22 protein-coding genes and 1 tRNA gene are annotated in these 20,816 nt (G+C 64.3%); 8 read left to right on the top strand and 15 right to left on the bottom strand.

The window, feature by feature from the left end:
- Window positions 1–21: 21 nt before the first annotated feature.
- Window positions 22–528, top strand: a complete 507-nt coding sequence (locus ACF8NF_RS03560) for a (deoxy)nucleoside triphosphate pyrophosphohydrolase (protein ID WP_016445605.1) — start codon at window positions 22–24, stop codon at window positions 526–528.
- 10 nt (window positions 529–538) lie between these two features.
- On the opposite strand, the gene ACF8NF_RS03555 is transcribed toward ACF8NF_RS03560, so the two are convergent.
- The 8 genes from ACF8NF_RS03555 to ACF8NF_RS03520 form a co-directional block, all read right to left on the bottom strand.
- Window positions 539–793 (bottom strand): DNA gyrase inhibitor YacG, encoded by a 255-nt coding sequence (locus ACF8NF_RS03555; protein ID WP_016451023.1) that lies wholly within the window; start codon window positions 791–793, stop codon window positions 539–541.
- The gene (gene zapD / locus ACF8NF_RS03550; protein WP_016445607.1) at window positions 793–1,548 is read right to left on the bottom strand and encodes a cell division protein ZapD; all 756 of its coding nucleotides are present in this window, start codon (window positions 1,546–1,548) and stop codon (window positions 793–795) included. The genes ACF8NF_RS03555 and zapD overlap by 1 nt, the downstream gene beginning before the upstream one ends.
- Before the next feature lie 89 nt (window positions 1,549–1,637).
- Window positions 1,638–2,276, bottom strand: coding sequence for a dephospho-CoA kinase (gene coaE / locus ACF8NF_RS03545; RefSeq protein ID WP_154833620.1), 639 nt, complete (start codon window positions 2,274–2,276; stop codon window positions 1,638–1,640).
- Window positions 2,277–2,290: 14 nt separating this feature from the next.
- Window positions 2,291–3,184, bottom strand: coding sequence for an A24 family peptidase (locus ACF8NF_RS03540; RefSeq protein ID WP_154833621.1), 894 nt, complete (start codon window positions 3,182–3,184; stop codon window positions 2,291–2,293).
- Window positions 3,184–4,401 (bottom strand): type II secretion system F family protein, encoded by a 1,218-nt coding sequence (locus ACF8NF_RS03535; protein ID WP_017405526.1) that lies wholly within the window; start codon window positions 4,399–4,401, stop codon window positions 3,184–3,186. The genes ACF8NF_RS03540 and ACF8NF_RS03535 overlap by 1 nt, the downstream gene beginning before the upstream one ends.
- Window positions 4,402–4,439: 38 nt before the next feature.
- On the bottom strand, window positions 4,440–6,182 hold the full coding sequence (gene pilB, locus ACF8NF_RS03530; RefSeq protein ID WP_034364744.1) for a type IV-A pilus assembly ATPase PilB: 1,743 nt from the start codon (window positions 6,180–6,182) through the stop codon (window positions 4,440–4,442).
- Window positions 6,183–6,310: 128 nt separating this feature from the next.
- A tRNA-Pro gene (locus tag ACF8NF_RS03525) sits at window positions 6,311–6,387 on the bottom strand.
- Between the two features lie 31 nt (window positions 6,388–6,418).
- Window positions 6,419–7,348 (bottom strand): polyprenyl synthetase family protein, encoded by a 930-nt coding sequence (locus ACF8NF_RS03520; protein WP_043789750.1) that lies wholly within the window; start codon window positions 7,346–7,348, stop codon window positions 6,419–6,421.
- Window positions 7,349–7,578: 230 nt separating this feature from the next.
- On the opposite strand from ACF8NF_RS03520, the gene rplU reads away from it, so the two are divergent.
- From rplU to proB, 4 genes are all read left to right on the top strand, one after another.
- The gene (rplU, locus tag ACF8NF_RS03515; protein WP_012207284.1) at window positions 7,579–7,890 is read left to right on the top strand and encodes a 50S ribosomal protein L21; all 312 of its coding nucleotides are present in this window, start codon (window positions 7,579–7,581) and stop codon (window positions 7,888–7,890) included.
- A 15-nt stretch (window positions 7,891–7,905) separates the two neighbouring features.
- Entirely contained in the window at window positions 7,906–8,163 is a 258-nt protein-coding gene (gene rpmA / locus ACF8NF_RS03510; RefSeq protein ID WP_012207283.1) for a 50S ribosomal protein L27, read from the top strand.
- A 149-nt stretch (window positions 8,164–8,312) separates the two neighbouring features.
- Window positions 8,313–9,428 (top strand): Obg family GTPase CgtA, encoded by a 1,116-nt coding sequence (gene cgtA, locus ACF8NF_RS03505; RefSeq protein WP_392450053.1) that lies wholly within the window; start codon window positions 8,313–8,315, stop codon window positions 9,426–9,428.
- Between the two features lie 83 nt (window positions 9,429–9,511).
- Entirely contained in the window at window positions 9,512–10,660 is a 1,149-nt protein-coding gene (gene proB / locus ACF8NF_RS03500; protein WP_016445651.1) for a glutamate 5-kinase, read from the top strand.
- A 71-nt stretch (window positions 10,661–10,731) separates the two neighbouring features.
- Here the strand turns inward: proB and ACF8NF_RS03495 are convergent, their stop codons facing one another.
- A complete protein-coding gene (locus tag ACF8NF_RS03495; protein WP_016445652.1) occupies window positions 10,732–11,418 on the bottom strand; it encodes an RNA pyrophosphohydrolase in 687 nt (228 codons plus the stop codon).
- Window positions 11,419–11,511: 93 nt separating this feature from the next.
- On the opposite strand from ACF8NF_RS03495, the gene ACF8NF_RS03490 reads away from it, so the two are divergent.
- Together ACF8NF_RS03490 and ACF8NF_RS03485 are read left to right on the top strand one after the other, a co-directional pair.
- A complete protein-coding gene (locus tag ACF8NF_RS03490) occupies window positions 11,512–13,257 on the top strand; it encodes a proline--tRNA ligase (protein ID WP_392450052.1) in 1,746 nt (581 codons plus the stop codon).
- The gene (locus ACF8NF_RS03485; protein ID WP_016451028.1) at window positions 13,254–13,907 is read left to right on the top strand and encodes a lytic transglycosylase domain-containing protein; all 654 of its coding nucleotides are present in this window, start codon (window positions 13,254–13,256) and stop codon (window positions 13,905–13,907) included. Before ACF8NF_RS03490 ends, ACF8NF_RS03485 begins: the two co-directional genes overlap by 4 nt.
- A 52-nt stretch (window positions 13,908–13,959) precedes the next feature.
- Here ACF8NF_RS03485 and ACF8NF_RS03480 read toward each other — a convergent pair whose 3' ends face one another.
- From ACF8NF_RS03480 to hemA, 5 genes are all read right to left on the bottom strand, one after another.
- Entirely contained in the window at window positions 13,960–15,333 is a 1,374-nt protein-coding gene (locus tag ACF8NF_RS03480; RefSeq protein WP_016445655.1) for a hemolysin family protein, read from the bottom strand.
- A 212-nt stretch (window positions 15,334–15,545) separates the two neighbouring features.
- The gene (grxD, locus tag ACF8NF_RS03475) at window positions 15,546–15,869 is read right to left on the bottom strand and encodes a Grx4 family monothiol glutaredoxin (RefSeq protein ID WP_012207276.1); all 324 of its coding nucleotides are present in this window, start codon (window positions 15,867–15,869) and stop codon (window positions 15,546–15,548) included.
- 116 nt (window positions 15,870–15,985) lie between these two features.
- Entirely contained in the window at window positions 15,986–16,843 is an 858-nt protein-coding gene (prmC, locus tag ACF8NF_RS03470; protein ID WP_016445656.1) for a peptide chain release factor N(5)-glutamine methyltransferase, read from the bottom strand.
- 10 nt (window positions 16,844–16,853) lie between these two features.
- Window positions 16,854–17,936 carry a peptide chain release factor 1 gene (gene prfA / locus ACF8NF_RS03465; RefSeq protein ID WP_016445657.1) on the bottom strand — a complete coding sequence of 361 codons (1,083 nt, stop codon included), beginning with the start codon at window positions 17,934–17,936 and terminating at the stop codon, window positions 16,854–16,856.
- A 125-nt stretch (window positions 17,937–18,061) separates the two neighbouring features.
- On the bottom strand, window positions 18,062–19,387 hold the full coding sequence (gene hemA / locus ACF8NF_RS03460; protein ID WP_017405531.1) for a glutamyl-tRNA reductase: 1,326 nt from the start codon (window positions 19,385–19,387) through the stop codon (window positions 18,062–18,064).
- A gap of 72 nt (window positions 19,388–19,459) precedes the next feature.
- Between hemA and ACF8NF_RS03455 the strand changes: the two genes are divergently transcribed.
- Window positions 19,460–19,735 carry a hypothetical protein gene (locus ACF8NF_RS03455; RefSeq protein WP_012207272.1) on the top strand — a complete coding sequence of 92 codons (276 nt, stop codon included), beginning with the start codon at window positions 19,460–19,462 and terminating at the stop codon, window positions 19,733–19,735.
- Window positions 19,736–19,790: 55 nt separating this feature from the next.
- Here ACF8NF_RS03455 and ACF8NF_RS03450 read toward each other — a convergent pair whose 3' ends face one another.
- Window positions 19,791–20,714 (bottom strand): LysR substrate-binding domain-containing protein, encoded by a 924-nt coding sequence (locus ACF8NF_RS03450; protein ID WP_012207271.1) that lies wholly within the window; start codon window positions 20,712–20,714, stop codon window positions 19,791–19,793.
- Between the last annotated feature and the right edge of the window lie 102 nt (window positions 20,715–20,816).

Here is a 20,816-nt window from a genome sequence, read left to right as displayed (position 1 = left end):
GACTTTTTTGCGAAAGATCAAGTGACTGAAAAAGAAATCTCCCCCAAGGCCCGCGCTGAGGCGGCCGAGTCGCAGGCGCCAGTGCGGCGCAAGCACACCGAAGTCGCCGTTGGCGTGCTGCTTCGCGAGTCCGATGGCGCGTTGCTGATCACCAGCCGTCCGCCGGGCAAGCCGTATGCAGGCTACTGGGAGTTTCCGGGCGGCAAGATCGAAGCCGGTGAGACCGTGGAGCAGGCCTTGCGCCGCGAGATGCAAGAGGAACTGGGCGTAGAGATCGCGGCCGCTGAAGTCTGGAAGGTGACCGAGCATGACTATCCGCATGCCCTGGTGCGCCTGCACTGGTGCAAGGTCACGCGCTGGAGCGGGGAGTTCGAGATGCGTGAAGGCCAGCAGATGGCCTGGCAGCAACTTCCGCTGCAGGTGCATCCGGTGCTGCCAGGTGCCTATCCGGTGCTGCAGTGGCTGAGCGAGGAACGCGGGCTGCCTTTCGATGCCGGGTTCTACGAGGCAGGCCAGCCGAAAGCCTGATCGGGCCTGATCAAGGCTCGGTGCGAGGATCGCCGAAGGGCGCATCCTCGGGCGGCATCGGTGCAGGCACGCGGAATTCCTCATTGGCCCATGCGCCCAGGTCGATCTGGCGGCAGCGTTCGCTGCAGAAGGGGCGGAAACGGTTGGCTGGTGCGAACAGGCTGGGGCCTGCACAGGTCGGGCAGCGCACCGTGGGGCCGGCAGAAGAGAGGCTGGCGGGCTGGGGGGCGGGGGCGCTCGAGGGCATGTCGGCCGTCTTGTCCATCAGCTGCAAAGCGTGACCTCGAACGAGGCATCTTCGCTGCAGGGTTGAGGCTTGGCGCCGTTCTCGGGGCGGAGCAGGCGCACCGAAACCAGTAGGCGGTTGCCGCTGATCTCCGGAACCAGATTCAACGACGGGTCTATGCGCAGGCGCAGCAGCTGAAAGCTGCGGCCGGGCGGCATGGCCTGCTGGAACACGCCTTTTTCGGCAGCCACCCATTGCGGCACGCCGGTTTCGCGCAGCAGCTTGAGCAGCAATTGCAGCGACTGACCCAGCGGGGTCAGGGTGCTGGCCCAGTCCTCCAGATCGCGCAGGCGTATCTGGGGATCATGGAACTGCCAGGCGTGATAGGCCGGAAGGTCGAAGCCGCAGGTGCCGCCGGGGATGCCGATGCGGCTGCGCACGGCCATCAGCCACTCGTTTTCAGTCAGGGTCTGGCCGGCCTTGCCGTTCTGGGCATTGAGCTGGGCAAAGCACTGCTCCACATGGCGTGAGACCTGGTCAAGCATGTGCTCGGCAATGTCGGGATTGCCGCGCAGGCTGTCGAGCAGGCTTTTGTGGCGCTCAAGGTCCTTGAGCACGTCCGTCTTCAGGTCGGTACGTGCCGCCACGTCCATGATCTCGAAGATGGTGACCAGCGCAAAATGGTGATCGATGGAATGAGCGCGCGACAGCAACTCGCTCAGGCGGCGATATAGCTGTTCCAACCGGAGGTAGGTCCTCAGGCGCTCATTGAAAGGATATTCGTACAGGATCACGCTTGCTGGGCTCCTCGGGGTGCACAGGAATCAGCTGTCTACGTCGTGCACATGCTGAATTACACGCACAGGCCAAGCCATGGCGTGCATCATAGCCCGAACCATGCAGAGATTCGATCGGTGCATGCGCGCAAAGCCTCTATCGTCATGGCCTCGTCGTTGTAGAGCACCCAGTCGGCGGCTGCCAGCCGTGCCGCACGTGTGGCCTGGGCCGAGATGATGGCCTGCACCGCCTCGCGTGGCAATCCGTTGCGCGCGATCACGCGAGCGATCTGCGTTTCGGTGCGGCAGTCAACGACCAGCACCGCATCAAGCATGGCAGGCCAGCGGCCGGACTCCACGAGCAAGGGAATGTCATGCACGATGAGTCGGCACCCAGCCACTGTGGCCTGCTCCACTTGCCGGGCCGTCTGCTGCGCCACGAGGGGATGGACGATGGCCTCCAGCTGCTGTCGTGCCGAGGGCTGCTGAAAGACCAGTTCGCGCATGCGCGTGCGGTCCAGGGCGCCGCTGGCATCAATCAGTTCGGGCCCGAAGACGCGCGCTATCTCGGGCAGAGCAGCACCTTCGGGGGCGGTGAGGCTGCGAGAGATCTGGTCGGCATCGATCACGGCCGCTCCGCGCAAGCCCAGTTGCGCTGCGACGGTGCTCTTGCCGCTGCCAATGCCGCCCGTCAGGCCCAGCCGAAACGGGCGTGCAAGCAAGGGCGGGGCGATGCTGGGGGCCATGCCGCAGTGTTGAATCAAAGGCCCAAGGCCGCCAATAGGGATTGCAGCATCTGCTGCGGTCCGAACACCATGGCTGCAAAGCCGGCGCCCGCCAGAAAGGGGCCGAAGGGAACATAGCCGCCCTCACGCAGGCGGCTGTTGATCTTCAACGCGATGCCCACGATGGCGCCAATCACCGACGAGATCAGGATGATGGGCACGAGTGCCTGCCAGCCGAACCAGGCGCCCAGCGCGGCAAACAGCTTGAAGTCGCCGTAGCCCATGCCTTCCTTGCCGGTGGCCAGCTTGAAGGCCCAGTAAACCAGCCACAGCGAGAGATAGCCCGCTGCAGCGCCCCATACCGCGTCGGCCAGAGGCACGGCGGTCCAGTGCAGCGCCGACGACAGCAGTCCGGCCCACAGCAAGGGCAGGGTGATGTCGTCGGGAAGCAGTGTGGTGTCCCAGTCGATCAATGCCAGGCTCAGCAAGGCCGCACTGAAAAGGCACCAGGCAGCGCCTGTGGGCGTGATGCCCCATTGCGCCGCACAGTAGGCAAACAGCGCGGCGCAGGCCAATTCCACCAGCGGATAGCGGATGCTGATCGACGCCTTGCATTCGGAGCACCGGCCTCGCAGCGCCAGATAACTGAGCACGGGAATATTCTCGTACCAGTGGATGGCATGGCCGCAATGCGGGCAGCGCGAGCGGGGGCGGCTCAGGCTCAGGGGCGCCTCGGCAGGCGGCGGCGCTGTGGCGGGCGATGGCGTGGCGGAGGATGAAGATTTCTCTTGCGCCCATTGGGCGCATTCCGCATTCCATTGCTGTTCCATCATGCGGGGCAGCCTATGCACCACCACGTTGAGAAAGCTGCCAACCAACAGGCCCAGCAGGCCGCCCAATGCAGCCTGCATCCAGAGTTCCAAAACCATCAGACCACCTGGCCCAGCTTGAAGATGGGCAGATACATCGAAACCACGATGCCGCCGATGAGGGTGCCCAGGAAAACAATGATGATGGGCTCCATCAGGCTGGACAGGCCAGCCACCATGTCATCGACCTCTTCTTCATAGAAATCGGCCGCCTTGCCCAGCATATGGTCGATGGAGCCGGATTCCTCGCCGATGGCGCACATCTGCAGCACCATGGACGGAAAGACATTGGCATTGGTCATGGCCACGGTGAGACTGGTGCCGGTGGAGACTTCCTGCTGGATCTTTTCCGTGGCATTGGCATACACGGCATTGCCGGATGCGCCGCCGACAGAATCCAGTGCCTCGACCAATGGGACGCCCGCGGCAAACATGGTCGACAGCGTGCGCGTCCAGCGTGCGACGCAGGATTTCTCGATCAGCACGCCAAAGACCGGCACCTTCAGCAGCGTACGGTCCATGAATTGCTGCATGCGCTCGTTGCGCTTCCAGGCCTGCATGAAGAAGTAGAGACCGCCGCCAATCACGCCGAAGATCAACCACCACCATTGGACAAAGACATCGCTGATGCCCATAACGAACAGCGTCGGCGCCGGCAGGTCGGCGCCGAACGAACTGAACACTTCCTTGAAGGCCGGGATCACGAAAATCATGATGATGGTCACGACGATGAAGGCCACGACGATGACCGAGATCGGGTACATCAGCGCCGATTTGATCTTGGACTTGATGGCCTCGGTCTTCTCCATGTACGTGGCCAGGCGGTCCAGCAGGGCTTCCAGGATACCGGCCGCTTCGCCCGCCTCCACCAGATTGCAGTAGAGGCTATCGAAGTACATGGGGTGCTTGCGATAGGCCGCGTTCAGCGAGGTGCCGGTCTCCACGTCGGCGCGAATATCGGCCAGAAGGCGCGTCACGCTGGGGTTGGTGTTGCCCCGTCCGACAATGTCGAAGGCCTGAAGCAGCGGGACGCCCGCCTTCATCATCGTTGCCATCTGGCGGGTGAACAGCGCAATGTCCTTGGGCTTGATCCTCTTGCCCCCGCGTGTGCGGCGCTTCTTGATCTTGCTGGGCAGCACGCCCTGGCGGCGCAGCATGGCCTGGACCTGGTTGATGCCCCCGGCCCGGGTCTCGCCTCGGATGATCTTGCCGTTGCGATCCTTGCCTTCCCATTCGAAGACAAATTCCTTGATTCCCTTGGACGCGGCTGTGGCCATCGTGCTCCCTCGTTTGTTGTCTGCGCTGTCCGCGCTATTTACTCATTGGTGACTGCCAGCACTTCTTCGAGCGAGGTCAGTCCCTGTCTGGCCTTGTGCAAACCCGAGCCACGCAGCGACCGCACGCCTTCGCGCTTGGCCTGTGCGGCGATCTCCAGCGCACTGCCGTCCTGCAGGATGATGCGCTGGATTTCCTCGCTGATAGGCATCACCTGATAGATGCCTACGCGGCCCTTGTAGCCGTTGTTGCATGCCGGACAGCCGACGGGCCTGTAGGTGACCCAGCTGCCGTCAATGTCCGCATCGTCGTAGCCTGCATCGATCAGGGCCTCCCGCGGAATGTCAGCCGGCTCCTTGCATTGAGGGCACAGGCGCCTGGCCAGGCGCTGGGCGGTGATCAGGATCACGCTCGATGCGATGTTGAAGGGCGCAATGCCCATGTTGCGCATGCGCGTCAACGTGGTCGGTGCGTCATTGGTGTGCAGCGTTGACAGCACCAAGTGGCCGGTTTGCGCTGCCTTGATCGAGATGTCGGCGGTTTCCAGATCGCGGATTTCACCGACCATGATGATGTCGGGATCCTGGCGTAGAAAAGCCTTGAGCGCAGTGGCAAAGGTGAGGCCGGCCTTTTCGTTCACATTGACCTGGTTGACGCCGGGCAGGTTGATTTCCGAAGGATCTTCCGCCGTGGCGATGTTCACGCCGGCCTTGTTCAGCAGGTTCAGGCAGGTGTACAGCGACACTGTCTTGCCAGAGCCGGTGGGGCCTGTGACCAGAATCATTCCGTAGGGGCGGCTGATGGCTTCAAGCAGGCGTGCCTTCTCCTCGGGTTCATAGCCCAGGGCGTCGATGCCCATCCTGGCCGAGCTCGGGTCCAGGATACGGATCACGATCTTCTCGCCGAAAAGCGTGGGCAGCGTGCTGACGCGAAAGTCGATGACGCGGTCCGGGCCGACCTTGAGCTTCATGCGCCCGTCCTGCGGGACACGCTTTTCCGAGATGTCCATGCGCGAGATCACCTTGATGCGCGAGGCCAGCTTCTCCTTGATGGCAATGGGCGGCGATGCAATTTCACGCAACTCGCCGTCAATGCGAAAGCGCACGCGGTACTGGTGCTCGTAGGGTTCGAAATGCAAGTCCGACGCGCGCATGTTGAAGGCGTCGAGCAGCATTTTGTGCAGGAACTTGACGATGGGCGCATCTTCGACGTCTGCTGCGGCCGAGTTGTCCTTTTCCTCTGCCACCTCATCAGGCTTGAGGTCGCCGAACTCGAAGTCGCCGCTGCCGCCATAGCTGTCCATGGCCTCGCTGGCGCTTTTGTTCTGCTGCGCGATCAGCCGCTCCAGCTTGTCGGCCTCGACGATGATCCAGTCCACGCCCAACTGGGTGGTGAACTTGATCTGCTCGGCGGCTTCCTGCTGCGTCGGGTCGGCGGTGGCCACCGTGAGGCGGTTGCCGCGCTTGCTCAGAGGCAGGACGCGATAGGTGCTGATGATCTTGGCGTCCAGCAGATCCTGCGGCAGGCGCATGGCGTCGACCGCATCAAGATCGAGCAGCGGCGCGCTGAACATGGTGGAAACCGTCTCCGCCACTTCCAGGGCAGAGAGGGTGCCGGCGACGCTCAGTTCTGCAATGAACGAGGTGCGATTGGTGGCGGCCTTGCCGGCAGCCGCTTCCGCTGCCTGTTGCGATACCTTGCCTGCTGAAATCAAGGCCCGCCCGATGCCGGGAAGCGATGCGACAGCGGATGCATTCTTGAGCGAGGAGTCAGCAACAGCCATGTAGCAAGACGTGTGAGAGGAAAGGACATTTATCCTATCATCACTGAGCACTTGGAATGCCAGACACACTGTTACACGCCTGGGTCTTGAACCTGGCGCAATGGTGTGATGGAGATGGAATGACCAGATGGTCGGGGTGAGAGGATTCGAACCTCCGGCCTCTACGTCCCGAACGTAGCGCTCTACCAGGCTAAGCTACACCCCGTTGCTTTTGTAGAAAAAGCGAGCAGCCTGAATCAGGTGCGTCGCTCCAAAAGCTGAGACGCCAATTGTAGCAAACTTGCCGTATGCAAATTGCTTGGGAGCACATTTATTGCGTCGATGGCGCGGCGTGCCTCGGCATGTGCGGCCTCGCGTGCCACGTCCAGCGCACCTGTGCTGCGCACGATATCCACTACAGCGGTCAGTTGCTCGGTGGAGCCCTGTTCGATGGCGGCGCGCACGATGGCGGCCTGCTCAGGCGTGCCGCGTTGCATGGCGGCAATCAGGGGGAGGGTGCATTTGCCTTCGCGCAGGTCATCGCCCAGGTTCTTGCCCATTTCCTGGGCATCGCCTGCGTAGTCGAGTACGTCGTCAATGATCTGGAAGGCCGTGCCCAGCGCCTGGCCATAGCTGGCGCAGGCCTGCTCGATTTCGCGGGGCGCGTCGGCCAGCACGGCGCCCAGCTGGGCGCTGGCCTCGAAGAGCTGGGCGGTCTTGGAGCGGATGACGTGCAGGTAGCCGGCTTCGTCCAGCGAGGCATCGTGCGTGTTGATCAGCTGCTGGACCTCGCCCTCGGCGATCACGTTGGTGGCATCCGAGAGGATCTTGAGCACGCGCATGCTGCCGACTTCCACCATCATCTGGAAGGAGCGCGAGTGCAGGAAGTCGCCGACCAGCACGCTGGCCGGATTGCCGAAGGTCTCGTTGGCCGTCGGGCGGCCGCGACGCAGCGTGGATTCATCCACGACGTCGTCGTGCAGCAGGGTGGCTGTATGAATCAGTTCGACCACGGCAGCCAGGACATGCCTGTCCTTGCCTTCGTATCCCAATGCATTGCAGACCATGAGCAGCAGGGCGGGCCGCAGGCGCTTGCCGCCTGCAGCGATGATGTACTGGGAGATCTGGGCAATCAGCGGGACGGTGGTCGTCAGGCGCTGGGCAATCACATGATCCACCTCGCGCATGTCGTCAGTGATCAGGGCAAGCGGATTGGGGGTGGAGAGAGCTGTGGTCAAGGTACTGCGGGCGCCAAGTGGAGCGTCAATTATAGGAAGAGCGACCCTGCCTGCGACCCGCTCTGGCGGTTGTTTGGGCGAAGGAGGGGAGCGCTTCATGCAAGGAATGTGAGTGCGTGCTAGAATCTCCGGCTTCCGTGGAAATTCGTTCGCGGAACTCTCAAATTCAAGAGGTTTAAATGTACGCAGTCATAAAAACCGGCGGCAAGCAGTATCGCGTTGCAGCTGGCGAAAAGATCAAGGTAGAACAGATTGCTGCGGACGTAGGCCAAGAAGTTGTGATCGATCAGGTTCTGGCAGTCGGCAACGGCGCTGAAATCAAGGTCGGCACACCTCTGGTGTCCGGTGCGTCTGTCAAGGCAACCGTGGTTGCTCACGGCAAGCACGACAAAGTGCACATCTTCAAGATGCGCCGTCGTAAGCATTATCAGAAGCGCCAAGGCCATCGCCAGCAGTTCACCGAGCTGCAGATCGTGGCGATCGCTGCTTAATCCAGGAGCTGAGTCATGGCACAGAAAAAAGGCGGCGGCTCTACGCGAAACGGGCGCGATTCCAAGCCCAAAATGCTCGGCGTGAAGGCTTTTGGTGGTGAGTTGATCACCGCCGGCTCGATCATCGTGCGCCAACGTGGCACCAAGTTCCACCCCGGCGACAACGTCGGCGTGGGCAAGGACCACACCCTGTACGCTCTGGTGGACGGCCACGTGTCGTTTGCTGTCAAGGGTGCACTGTCCAAGCACACGGTCAACGTGACGGCTGCCTAAGCTCTGTCACTTCGACGCTCGAAGCCCCGACCTGTCGGGGCTTTGTCGTTTCAGGAGGGCGGTGCATCGTGCGCTCGTCCCCTTTTCCGTCTCTGAGGTGTGGCCTGGGGCTGTCTGGTGCACACTGCTTTTTGTAAACTGGATGCCTCATGAAGTTCGTCGACGAAGCTTATATCGACATTGCTGCCGGTGATGGCGGCAATGGCTGCGTGTCATTCCGGCACGAAAAATACAAGGAATTCGGTGGTCCCGATGGAGGAGATGGCGGCCGTGGAGGCCATGTCTACGCGGTGGCCGACGTCAATCTCAACACCCTGGTGGACTACCGCTTCTCGCGTCGCCACGATGCCACGCGCGGCGAGCACGGCAAGGGCTCGGACATGTTCGGTGCCGCAGGCAACGACATCACGCTGCGCATGCCGGTTGGCACCATCATCAGCGATGCCGAAACCGGGGAGGTGCTCTACGAACTGTTGACGCCCGGCGAGGTGGTGACCATTGCCAAGGGCGGGGATGGCGGCTACGGCAACCTGCGCTTCAAGAGCGCCATCAACCGCGCGCCACGGCAAAAGACGCCTGGCTGGCCCGGTGAGCGCAAGAACCTCAAGCTGGAGCTCAAGGTTCTGGCCGACGTGGGTCTGCTGGGCATGCCCAATGCGGGCAAATCCACCTTCATCGCCGCAGTCTCCAATGCGCGTCCCAAGATTGCCGACTATCCGTTCACCACGCTGCATCCCAATCTGGGCGTGGTTCGTGTTGCCGCCGAGCAAAGCTTTGTGGTGGCCGATATCCCCGGGCTGATCGAAGGCGCGTCGGAAGGTGCCGGCCTGGGCCACCAGTTCCTGCGTCACCTGCAGCGCACCCGATTGCTGCTGCATGTGGTGGACCTGGCGCCGTTCGATGACAGCGTGGATCCTGTGGCCCAGGCCAAGGCCATCGTGGGCGAGTTGCAGAAGTACGATGCCGAGCTGTACAACAAGCCGCGCTGGCTGGTGCTCAACAAGCTGGACATGGTGCCGGCCGAGGAGCGCGCCGCACGCGTCAAGGACTTCGTCAAGCGCTTCAAGTGGAAGGGTCCGGTGTTCGAGATTTCCGCCCTGACGCGCGAAGGCTGCGAAGTGCTGATCCGCACCATCTACAAGCATGTGCATGAACAGCAGCAGATCGAGGCCGGTCCCAAGGAAATCGACCCACGCTTCGTCGAACTCGAGGGTGATGGCGTGGATCTCACCGACCCGCGTTTTGCTCCCCGCGATTCCGAGTAAGAGCGGCCTGTCCCACCCATTGCCTTGATCACAACAGCGGCGGGGTCTGCCTCGACCTGCGCTGCAAGAATCACTATCCATCCATGTCTTCCAACTTGTTGCGTGATGCCCATCGCATCGTGGTCAAGGTCGGCTCCAGCCTGGTGACCAATGAAGGTCGCGGTCTTGATGAGGCCGCGATCCAGGAATGGAGCCGCCAGCTGGCGGCCCTGGTGCGCGGGGATGAAAGCCATGGAGGCCGGCGGCGCGAGGTAATCATGGTCTCCAGCGGCGCGGTGGCCGAAGGCATGAAGCGTCTGGGCTGGATTGCACGGCCCAAGGAGATTCATGAACTGCAGGCCGCTGCGGCCGTGGGGCAGATGGGCCTGATACAGATGTACGAGTCCAAGTTGCGCGAACAGGGCATGGGCAGTGCGCAGGTGCTGCTCACGCATGCCGACCTCGCGGACCGCGAGCGCTATCTCAACGCGCGCAACACTTTGCTGACGCTGCTGGAGCTGGGCATCGTGCCGGTGATCAACGAGAACGACACCGTGGTCAACGACGAGATCAAGTTCGGTGACAACGATACCTTGGGCGCTTTGGTTGCCAATCTGATCGAGGCCGATGCCCTGGTCATCCTGACCGATCAGCGAGGCCTTTACAGCGCCGACCCGCGCAGCAATCCCGATGCGCGTTTCATCGATGTGGCCAATGCCGGCGACCCGGCGCTGGAGGAGATGGCCGGAGGCGCGGGCTCGTCCATTGGCAAGGGCGGGATGATCACCAAGATCCTCGCGGCCAAGCGCGCGGCGGGCTCGGGTGCTTCAACCGTCATCGCCTGGGGGCGTGAGCAGGACGTGCTGGTGCGTCTGGCGGCAGGCGAGTCCATCGGCACGCTGCTCCTGGCGCAGACGCACAAGAACCAGGCGCGCAAACAGTGGATTGCAGACCATCTGCAACTGCGCGGCTCCGTGTCCGTGGATGCTGGCGCCGTGGCCAAGCTGCGCGACGAAGGCAAGAGCCTGCTGCCCATCGGCATGGTGAATGTGGATGGCGAGTTCGCCCGTGGCGATGTGATCGCGGTGCGCGATGCCCTGGGTATTGAGGTGGCGCGTGGGCTGGCCAACTATGCAAGTGCCGAGGCGCGGCTGCTGTGTCGCAAAAGCTCGGTGGAGATCGAGCGCCTGCTGGGCTATTCCGCAGGCCCGGAGATGGTGCACCGCGACAACATGGTGATTGCGGGGCACTGAGGCGCCAGACCCTCAAGGCCAAGAAAAAGCGCACCCTCGGGTGCGCTTTTGCGTATGGCTCTGGCCCGGTTTCAGGCCTTGCCTGGATCGGGTTGCAGGGCTTGCTGCCCCGACTGTGGATCAGGATCGAAACAGGCGCCAGGCGGCAACTCCATGCCGGGATTGACGCGAAAGCTGCCTGAGCGTGCTGGATGCAAACCCGGCGCAGTGTATGTCTCAGGACCCTGTTCATGGGCTTCCCTGGGGCGCATGCCGCTGCGCAGATAACGGTTGCGTTGCTGTTCGCCGCGCGGCAGGAACCGGGCCAGCTCGGTCAGGGCCATCTCATAGACGCCGCGCTTGAACTCCACCACCACGTCCAATGGCACCCAGTAGTCATTCCAGCGCCAGGCGTCGAATTCGGGGTGGTCGGTGGCACGCAGGTTCAGATCCCAGTCGTGACCCATGAGCTGCAGCAAATACCAGATCTGCTTCTGGCCTTTGTAGTGTCCGCGCGCATCGCGGCGGATGTACCGGTCTGGCACCTCGTAGCGCAACCAGTCCCGGGTGCGGGCGACCACGCGAACGTGGTTGGGCATCAACCCCACTTCCTCATGCAGTTCCCGGAACATGGCCTGTTCGGGTGTCTCCCCCCGGTCAATGCCGCCCTGTGGAAACTGCCAGCTGTGGGTGCGGATGCGTTTGCCCCAGAACACCTGGTTCTTTTGGTTGAGCAGGATGATGCCGACGTTCGGGCGAAATCCGTCCCGGTCAAGCATAATCGAACCCCAATTTTCTGAATTGTGTCCATTATGCACGGTGCCTTGCCAGCGGCAAGCACGCTGCCCCGATTCCCGCGAAGCCCCTGATCCATGAAAGCCTCCCAATTTTTCATCTCCACCCTCAAGGAAGCTCCGGCCGACGCCGAAGTGGTCAGCCACAAGCTCATGACGCGGGCCGGCCTGATCAAGAAGCTGGGTGCAGGCATCTACAACTACATGCCCATGGGGCTGCGCGTGATCCGCAAGGTCGAGGCCATCGTGCGCGAGGAAATGAACCGTGCCGGTGCAGTGGAAGTGACCATGCCCGTGGTCCAGCCTGCAGAGATGTGGGAGGAGACCGGCCGCTTCGAGAAGATGGGCCCCGAGCTGCTGCGCATCAAGGACCGCCATGGCCGCGACTTCGTGATCCAGCCCACCAGCGAAGAGGTGGTGACGGACATTGCGCGCCAGGAGCTCAAGAGCTACAAGCAGCTGCCCAAGAATTTCTACCAGATCCAGACCAAGTTCCGCGACGAGCGCCGCCCGCGCTTTGGCCTGATGCGTGGCCGCGAGTTCATCATGAAGGACGCCTATTCCTTCGACAAGGACCGTGATGCGGCCCAGGTCAGCTACCAGACCATGCGCGCGGCCTACAAGCGCATCTTCGACCGCTTCGGCCTGCAGTACCGTGCCGTGCGTGCAGACAGCGGTGCCATCGGCGGCGATCTGAGCGAGGAATTCCAGGTCATCGCTTCCACGGGCGAGGACGCCATCGTCTACTGCCCAAGCAGCGACTATGCCGCCAATATCGAAAAGGCCGAGGCCCTGGCGCCTGCGGGCCCCCGTCCCGCTGCGGCCCAGGCGATGACCAAGGTGGCGACGCCCGGCAACAGCACCTGCGAATCTGTCGCAGCCCAGCTGGGCCTGCCGCTGTCGCAGACGGTGAAGTCCCTGGTGCTGGCCACCGACAAGCTCGACGACAAGGGCGAGGTGGCAGGCAGCCAGATCTGGCTGCTGCTGCTGCGCGGTGATCATGAAATGAACGAGATCAAGGTGGCCAAGGTGCCGGGCCTGGACGTGGGCTTCCGCTTTGCCACTGTGGCCGAAATCGAGGAGCACTTCGGCTGCCAGCCCGGCTATCTGGGGCCCATCGGCCTGAAGCAGCCCGTGAAGCTGGTCGTGGACCGCGAGGTGGCCGTGATGGCCGACTGGGTCTGCGGCGCGAACGAGGCCGACTTCCACATCACCGGCGTGAACTTCGGCCGCGACCTGCCCGAGCCTGATGTGGTGGCCGACCTGCGCAACGTGGTGGCTGGCGACAAGTCTCCTGATGGTGCGGGCGAGCTGGCCATCGAGCGTGGCATCGAAGTGGGCCATGTGTTCTACCTGGGTACCAAGTACTCCCAGGCCATGAACGCCACCTTCCTGGCCGAGAACGGCAAGCCCTCGCTGTTTGAAATGGGCTGCTACGGCATTGGCGTGACGCGCCTGCCCGCTGCAGCCATCGAGCAGAACCATGACGAGCGCGGCATCATCTGGCCCGACGCGATTGCGCCCTTCACCGTGGTGGTCTGCCCCATCGGCATGGACCGCAGCGAACCCGTGAAGGAAGCTGCCGAGAAGCTGCATGCCGAATTGCTGGCACTGGGTGTGGACGTGATCCTGGACGATCGTGGCGAACGTCCGGGCGCCATGTTTGCCGACTGGGAGCTGATTGGCGTGCCGCACCGCGTGGTGCTGTCCGACCGGGGCCTCAAGGAAGGCCAGGTCGAGTACCAGCATCGCCGCGACACGGAAGCGACCAAGATGGCCGCTGCCGATGTGCTGGGCCATCTCAAGCAGAGGCTGGGTCTGTGAGCCAGGCCCCCGTGATAGCGCGCCGCGATTGCCTGCGCCTGGCGGCTTCGCTGGGTGCTGCGCCCTTGCTGGGCGCGGTGGCCGCGCCCGCCTGGGCCGGTGGCCAGCTGGAGGAGCCGCTGGCCGATTCGGTGCGCACTGCGCTGAGTTCCGCCGTCACGGGATCGGCGCCGCCCGAGCTGCGCTTTGCCTCCACCGAGGCCCGGCTGGACTACCTTCGCTGGCTCACGGCCAGCAGCGAGCGCCTGCGTTCGCGCAAGCCGGAGCTGGCGACGAGGCTGGAGTTCCTGCAAACCGTCTGGTACGAGTCCAAGCGTGCCGGCCTGGAAGTCTCTCTGGTGATGGGGCTGGTGCAGGTGGAGAGCGCGTTCCGCAAGTTCGCCATCTCCAGCGTGGGTGCACGCGGCTACATGCAGATCATGCCGTTCTGGATGCGGCTGATCGGCGATGGAGACATCGGCAAGCTGTTTCACATGCAGACCAATCTGCGCTTTGGCTGCGTGATCCTGCGCCACTATCTGGACCGCGAAAAAGGCGATGCCTACATGGCGCTGGGCCGCTACAACGGCAGCCGGGGACAGCCCCAGTACCCGAATGCGGTGTTCGCTGCGCAGCGGCGCTGGGAGATAGAGCCCTCGCGCTCGGCTTGAGGGCCGCGCAGCGCCGCCGAGCGGCTTCGCGGCTGCTGTTCTGCGTTGTCCGTCAGGACGACGTCTCCGACGACATGCTGGACACCTTGGCCACGGCCGCTGCCGTGTCGCCGGCGTTGGGCGGCGCGGCCGGGCTGCTGGCGGACATGCGCGTGACCAGCACCTGGTCGATGCGGTAGCTGTCCACGTCCATGACCTCGAAACGGTAGCCGCCCCATTGCACGGTGTCGGTGCGCCTGGGAATGCGGCGCAGCATCACCATGAGGAAGCCGCCCAGGGTCTCGTAGTCCTCGGCGTGGGGCAGCTCGTCGAGTTCCAGGGCCTGCATCACATCCTCGACCGGCGTGACGCCGTCGATCAGCCAGGAGTTCTCGTCGCGGCGCAGGATCTGCTCCTCGTCGCCCGGGCTGACCAGGCCGCCCATCACCGTGCTCATCACGTCATTGAGCGTGACCACGCCGACCACCAGGCTGTATTCGTTGACGATGACGGCAAAGTCCTCATGCACCTGGCGAAACTGCTCCAGCACCTCGGCCAGCGTCAGGCGGTCCGGCACGACCAGCACCTTGTGGACCAGGGAGTCGTCCATGAGCGACAGGGGCTGGTTGTTCAGCGCGCGCTGGAACAGGTCCTTGGCATCGACATAGCCGACGATGTGGTCGATGTCGCCATCGCAGACGGGGTAGGTGGAAAAAGGTTCTTCGGCAATGCGGACCCGGATCAGTTCGTCGGGGTCGTCACGGTGGAAGTAGGCGATGCGGTCGCGCTGCGTCATGGCCGAGCCGATGGTGCGCGAGTCCAGCTCGAACAGGTTGGCGATCACCTGCTGCTCCTTCGCGGCCAGCACGCCGGCGCGCGCGCCAGCTTCGGTCATGGCCAGGATGTCTTCGTGCGTGATGCGGTCGTCGCGCACCGTGGGCAGGCCTAAGAGCTTGGCAACGGCGTCCGCCAGGTGGTTGAAGCACCAGACCAGGGGCTTGAGCACGGCCATGCACCAGAGCATGGGGCGCAGCACGCGGATGGCCAGGGCTTCGGGCTCGGCCATGCTCAGGCGCTTGGGCAGCAGGTCGGCAAAGAGGATGAACAGCGAGGTGACGGTGGCGAACGAGAGCAGAAAGCCCACGGTCTGTGCCCGGCTCTCGGGCAGCCAGAGCATGAGCAATTCGGCCAGATAGGGCGTCAATGCCCCTTCGCCCACCACGCCGCCCAGGATGGCGACGGCATTCAGCCCAATCTGCGTGACCGTGAAGTACTCGCCCGGCTGGGCCTGCATCTTCATGACCTGTTCGGCGCGTGGCTCCCCGTCCTCCGCCATCTGCCGAAGCCGCAGGCGCCGCGAGGCGGCCAGCGAGATCTCGGCCACGGAAAAGAAGGCACTGGTCAGTATCAGTGCGACGATCAACAGCAGACTTTGGGACAGACTCATAGGCAAGGCGGAGAAGCGGGCGCAGGCGCGGTTTTCCGGATGTGAAAGATGTGTCCATTCGACCACACATCACATGCCCCTGGCCTTGTGGCATGCCCGGGCAGTGCGCTGGCAGTCCGGCACGGGCGAAAAAAAGCCACCCGAAGGTGGCTTGATTTTGCGCAGCAGCGGGCGCAGGCGGGTTGCTGCGCGCGAGTCGCAAGCCTTCGAACTCAGGCCTTGGGTGCCAGCAACTGCTGCAACTCGCCGGATTCGTACATCTCCATCATGATGTCCGAGCCGCCGATGAACTCGCCCTGCACGTAGAGCTGGGGGATCGTGGGCCAGTTGCTGTAGTCCTTGATGCCCTGGCGGATTTCCTGGTCCTCGAGCACGTTGACGGTGGAGATGTCCTTGGTCTCCACGCCGCAGGCCTTGAGAATCTGGATGGCGCGGCCCGAGAAACCGCACATGGGAAAGCTGGCGCTGCCCTTCATGAACAGCAGGATGTTGTTGCTTTTGACCAGTTGGTCGATGCGTTGCTGGGTGTCGCTCATCTGTGTGGTGCTCCGGGGTCGTGGTGGGCGCCGCAGGCGCGGCGGCATGGTTGGGATTATTTCACTCTCGGCGCGGACTTTGAAAGCATGCGGGAATGCTGCGCCCGGACCCGAGCTCAGGCTTGCGCTGTCCATTGCCCGCCCGTGCAGCGGGCGATGCCGCCCAGGTCGTGGCGGTGTTGCACGCTCTCAAAGCCGGCGCTGCGCAGCAGGGTGGCCACGGCATCGGCCTGGTCCCAGCCATGCTCGAGCAGCAGCCAGCCGCCGCTGGCCAGCAGCGCAGGCGCCTGCGCGACGATGGCGCGGATGTCGGACAGGCCATCGGCGCCGCTGGCCAGAGCCGACAGCGGCTCATGCTCCAACGCCAGCAAGTGCGGATCGTCGTCGCGGATATAGGGCGGATTGCTGACGATGAGGTTGAACGGCGCCTGGCCTGCCAGCGGCTCCAGCCAGCTGCCATGCGCAAACCGCACGCCCAGCTGCAGGCGCGTGGCATTGGCGCTGGCCACGGCCAGCGCGTCGGCACTGGCATCCACGGCCCACACGGTGGCGCCGGGGCGCTGGCTCTGCAGGGCCAGGGCAATCGCTCCGCTGCCGGTGCCCAGATCCGCCACACGGCATGCGGGGCCGCTCGGGGCCTGGGCGGGTATCAGCTCCAGCGCCCAGTCCACCAGGGTTTCGGTATCGGGGCGAGGGTCGAGCACGCGTGCGTCCACGGCCAGATCCAGCCCGTAGAACTCCTTGTGGCCCACCAGGTAGGCGACGGGCTCCCCGCTCAGTCGGCGTGTGCACAGCGCGGCATAGACGCCGGCCTGGGGCGCGGTCAGCGCGTCCCCGTCGTGGGTGAGCAGCCAGGCGCGGCCGCCGGCCTGGCGTCCGAGCACATGCAGCAGCAGCATTTGCGCGTCGATGCGCGCAAGCCCCTGGGCCTGGGAGTGCTGCAGAGCCTCTTTGATGGTGGGTAGGTTGGCCATGGCCCGCGCCTCAGCTGTTGACCTGCAGCTCGGCCAGCAGTTCGGCCTCGCGTGCGGCCTGCAGCGCGTCGAGCACGTCGCCCAGGTCGCCTTCCATCACGGCCAGCAGCTTGTAGATGGTGAGGTTGATGCGGTGGTCGGTGAGCCGGCCCTGGGGGAAGTTGTAGGTGCGGATGCGGTCGCTGCGGTCGCCGCTGCCGATCAGGCCCTTGCGCAGCGCGGCCTCCTTGGCCTCGCGCTCGCTGCGCTCCTTTTCCTGCAGGCGCGCCTGCAGCACCTGCAGGGCCTTGGCCTTGTTGCTGTGCTGGCTGCGGCCGTCCTGGCACTCGGCGACGATGCCCGTGGGCAGGTGGACCACACGCACGGCCGAGTCGGTCTTGTTGATGTGCTGGCCTCCGGCGCCGCTGGCACGGAAGGTGTCGATGCGCAGGTCGGCCGGGTTGAGCGTGATGGCCTGGGTTTCGTCGGGCTCGGGCATGACGGCCACGGTGCAGGCACTGGTGTGGATGCGGCCCTGGGTCTCGGTGGCAGGCACGCGCTGCACGCGGTGGCCACCGGATTCGAAGCGCAGGCGGCCATAGACGTCGGTGCCTTCCACGCGCAGCACCACTTCCTTGTAGCCGCCCAGCTCGCTTTCGTTGGCGCTCATGATCTCGACCTTCCAGCCCACGGCGTCGCAGTGGCGCGTGTACATGCGTGCCAGATCGCCTGCGAACAGGGCAGATTCATCGCCACCCGTGCCCGCGCGGATTTCCAGGTAGGCGTTGCGCGCGTCATCGGGGTCCTTGGGCAGGAGCAGGCGCTGCAGTTCATCTTCCAGCTGCACCAGCTCGATCTCTGCGCCGGAGATTTCCTCGCGCGCCATTTCCTCCATGTCGGGATCATCCAGCATGTCCCTGGCAGAGGCCAGATCGGCCTCGCGCTGGCGGTAGCGTGCATAGCGGCCGGCAATGGCCGTCACATCGGCATGCTCGCGCGAGATGGCACGGTACTGCTTCATGTCGCCCATGATGTCTTCGCGCGAGAGCAGGAAGTCGAGTTCTTCAAGGCGCTGGGCGTAGCGCTCCAGTTGTTGGCGCAGAAAGTCTTGCATGGTGTGAGGCGATGGTGCGAAGGGCTGCGCGGGGCAGCGCTGCGGCGGGGGAACGAGGTGGCCGGAAGTGGGCCGAGGCGCCAGAGACCCGCGGGCGCGCGGCTCTCTGAAGGGGGCGAGCGCCGCTAGAGCGCCTTGTCGGGAGTCGTGCCGCGCGGACCGCCTGGCGCGGAGCGCAGGAACAGGCGCGAGACCGTGTCCATGGTCTGGGTGCGCTGGTCGGCGTCACCCTTGTGCAGCTCGGCCAGGGTGCCGTGCAGCATTTTCTGCGTGAGGCCGCGCGACAGGGCCTCCAGCACGGTGTCTATGTCCTCGCCCTTGGCCAGCAGCTTCTTGGCCCGTGCAATCTCCAGCGCACGCCATTCATCGGTCTGGGTGTTGAGCTGGCGGATCAGCGGCACCACACCGGCCTGCGGGCGGCGCTGGTCCAGCCAGTGCATGAAGCTCTGCACGCCGTGGTCGATGATGACTTCTGCCTGCTCGACCGCTGCCTGGCGCTGGGCCTGGCCCGTGCGCACCACCGTGGCCAGATCGTCCACGGTGTAGAGGTAGACGTCGCGCAGGTCCTTGACCTCGGATTCGATATCGCGGGGCACGGCCAGATCGACCATGAACATGGGCCGGTGCTTGCGCTTCTTGAGCGCGCTTTCGACGGCGCCCAGGCCGATGATGGGCAGGCTGGAGGCCGTGCAACTGATCACGGCATCGTATTCATGCAGATGCTCGGGCAAGTCGGCCAGCCGCATGGTGCCGGCGCCAAACTGGGCGGCCAGCTTTTCGCCGCGCTCCAGCGTGCGGTTGGCGATCATGATCTGCTTGGGGTGGCGGGCCGCGAAATGGGTGGAGACCAGCTCGATCATCTCGCCCGCGCCCACGAACAGCACGCGGATCTGGGACAGGTCTTCGAACAGCTGGCCGGCCAGCCGCACGGCGGCAGCGGCCATGCTGATGCTGTGGGCGCCGATCTCGGTGGAGCTGCGCACTTCCTTGGCCACCGCGAAGCTGCGCTGGAACAGCTGGTTCAGCGTGCTGCCCAGGGCGCCTGCGTTCTCTGCGGCGCGCACGGCGTTCTTCATCTGGCCCAGGATCTGGGCCTCGCCCAGCACCATGGAATCGAGCCCGCTGGCCACGCGGAAGGCATGGCGCGCCACATGGCCGTCTTCCAGCAGATAGGAGTGCGAGCGCAGCAGTTCGGACGAGATGCCGCCGCTGTTGGCCAGCCAGTGCAGGGTGTGGTCCATGGCCGGCATCTCGGCCGCGCAGTAGATCTCGGTACGGTTGCAGGTGGAGAGAATGGCGGTCTCGACGGCGCTGTGCTGGCGGCCGGGGCCGGTCAGCGATTCGCGCAGGCCCTGCAGCGTGGGCACGATCTGGTCAAGCGCGAACGCGAAACGTCCCCGCATATCAAGCGGAGCCGTGTGGTGGTTGATGCCGAGTGCCCAGACTGCCATAACCCGGGATTATAAAATTTCGCGCAGTTTCAGGCATCCCTGATCACAACACCCTGGAATCGGAGCCCGCACATGGGATGGATTGCGAGTACGAATCATTGGCTGAACTTCCTGGCGCCTGCACTTTTCCTGTCGCCGGCCCTGACGTTGTGCGCGCTTTTGATCTATGGAAAATCGCAGCAATCCCTTGCCTGGTGGTTGCAGGTTGCTATCAATTTGGTTGTTGGTGCGCTGGTGCTGCTGGCCGGTTTGTGGTGGTTCGGGCGCGATGCAAAGATGGCCACCTACATCGCGCTGGTCGTGGTGATGGCGCTTTGCCAGTGGGTGCTTTCGCGCGGCTGGCGCTGATGGCCGACAGCAAAGATTGATGCAGATCAACGGAAGAGGGCGTTTCTCCCGGCGATCAGGGGCCTGAGGCTGCGGCTGGAGGCACGGCACCCGGCGCGGCCTGCTCAAGCAGCCATGCGCGGAACTGCACAAAGGCTTCGGAAGGCGCCCGCGCGGCCGGCCGGCACAGAAAGTAGCCGCGTTCGATGTGGACGGGTGCAGGCAAGGCAAGGGCCACGCGGCCGGCGGCCAGGTCTTCCTCCACCAGGCAGCGCTGCACCAGGGCCACGCCCATGCCGGCGGCCACGGCCTGGACCAGCAGGGCCACCAGTTCGAAGTCCGCCGCAGGCGCGGGGCAGGGCCCGGGCAGGCCGAGGTGGCTCATCCAGCGCGCCCAGTTGCCCGGATAGTTGGTGTGAAACAGCAAGGGGCGCGCAAGCACATCCGCTGCGCTGCGAATGGCTTGCGGGCCCTGCAATTCGCGCGGATGGCAGATGGGCACCAGATCGCGGCCCACCACATAGTCGGCCACCACATGGGCGGGCCAGGGCTCGCTGCCCACGCGCAGCCAGCCGTCTATCTCGGCGGCGGACAGCGGGTCATCGCGCCGATAGGGGGCAAACGAAAGGACGATGCCCGGATGCAGGGCATTGAATCGCGGCAGGCGTGGAATCAGCCAGTGGCTGAACAGCGTGGGCACCACCGACAACCGCAGTTGCGGGCCGAAGTGGCGCCTGCGTGCGGCGGCCGAGGCCGATTCGATGGACTGGACGGCAGGCTCGACGGCCTGCAGATATTCACGGCCAGCCTCGGTCAGCACGCTGCGCCGGCCCTGGCGCTCGAAAAGGGCAAAGCCCAGGTGCTCTTCCAGCCGGGCGATGGCGCGGCTGATGCCGCCCTGGGTGACATACAGCTCCTGGGCTGCCAGCGAGTAGCTGCCCAGGCGCGCCGCCGCCGCAAAGGCGTGCAGCTCGGAAAGCGAGGGAGAGTGCATGCGCATGACGGGCGCAATTATGACGGTTTGTCATAGTTGCTTGCCGTCTTGTCTCTTTTCGCGCGTGCGGCGGCTGTCCAGAATCGGCGCCTGTTCCGCGAAGCCCTG

It is taken from the genome of Delftia sp. WSY_22 (assembly GCF_043104185.1).
Classification (GTDB): domain Bacteria; phylum Pseudomonadota; class Gammaproteobacteria; order Burkholderiales; family Burkholderiaceae_C; genus Comamonas; species Comamonas tsuruhatensis.
The sequence above is the reverse complement of the archived record's forward strand: the minus strand, read 5'-3'. Positions and strand labels throughout refer to the sequence as shown.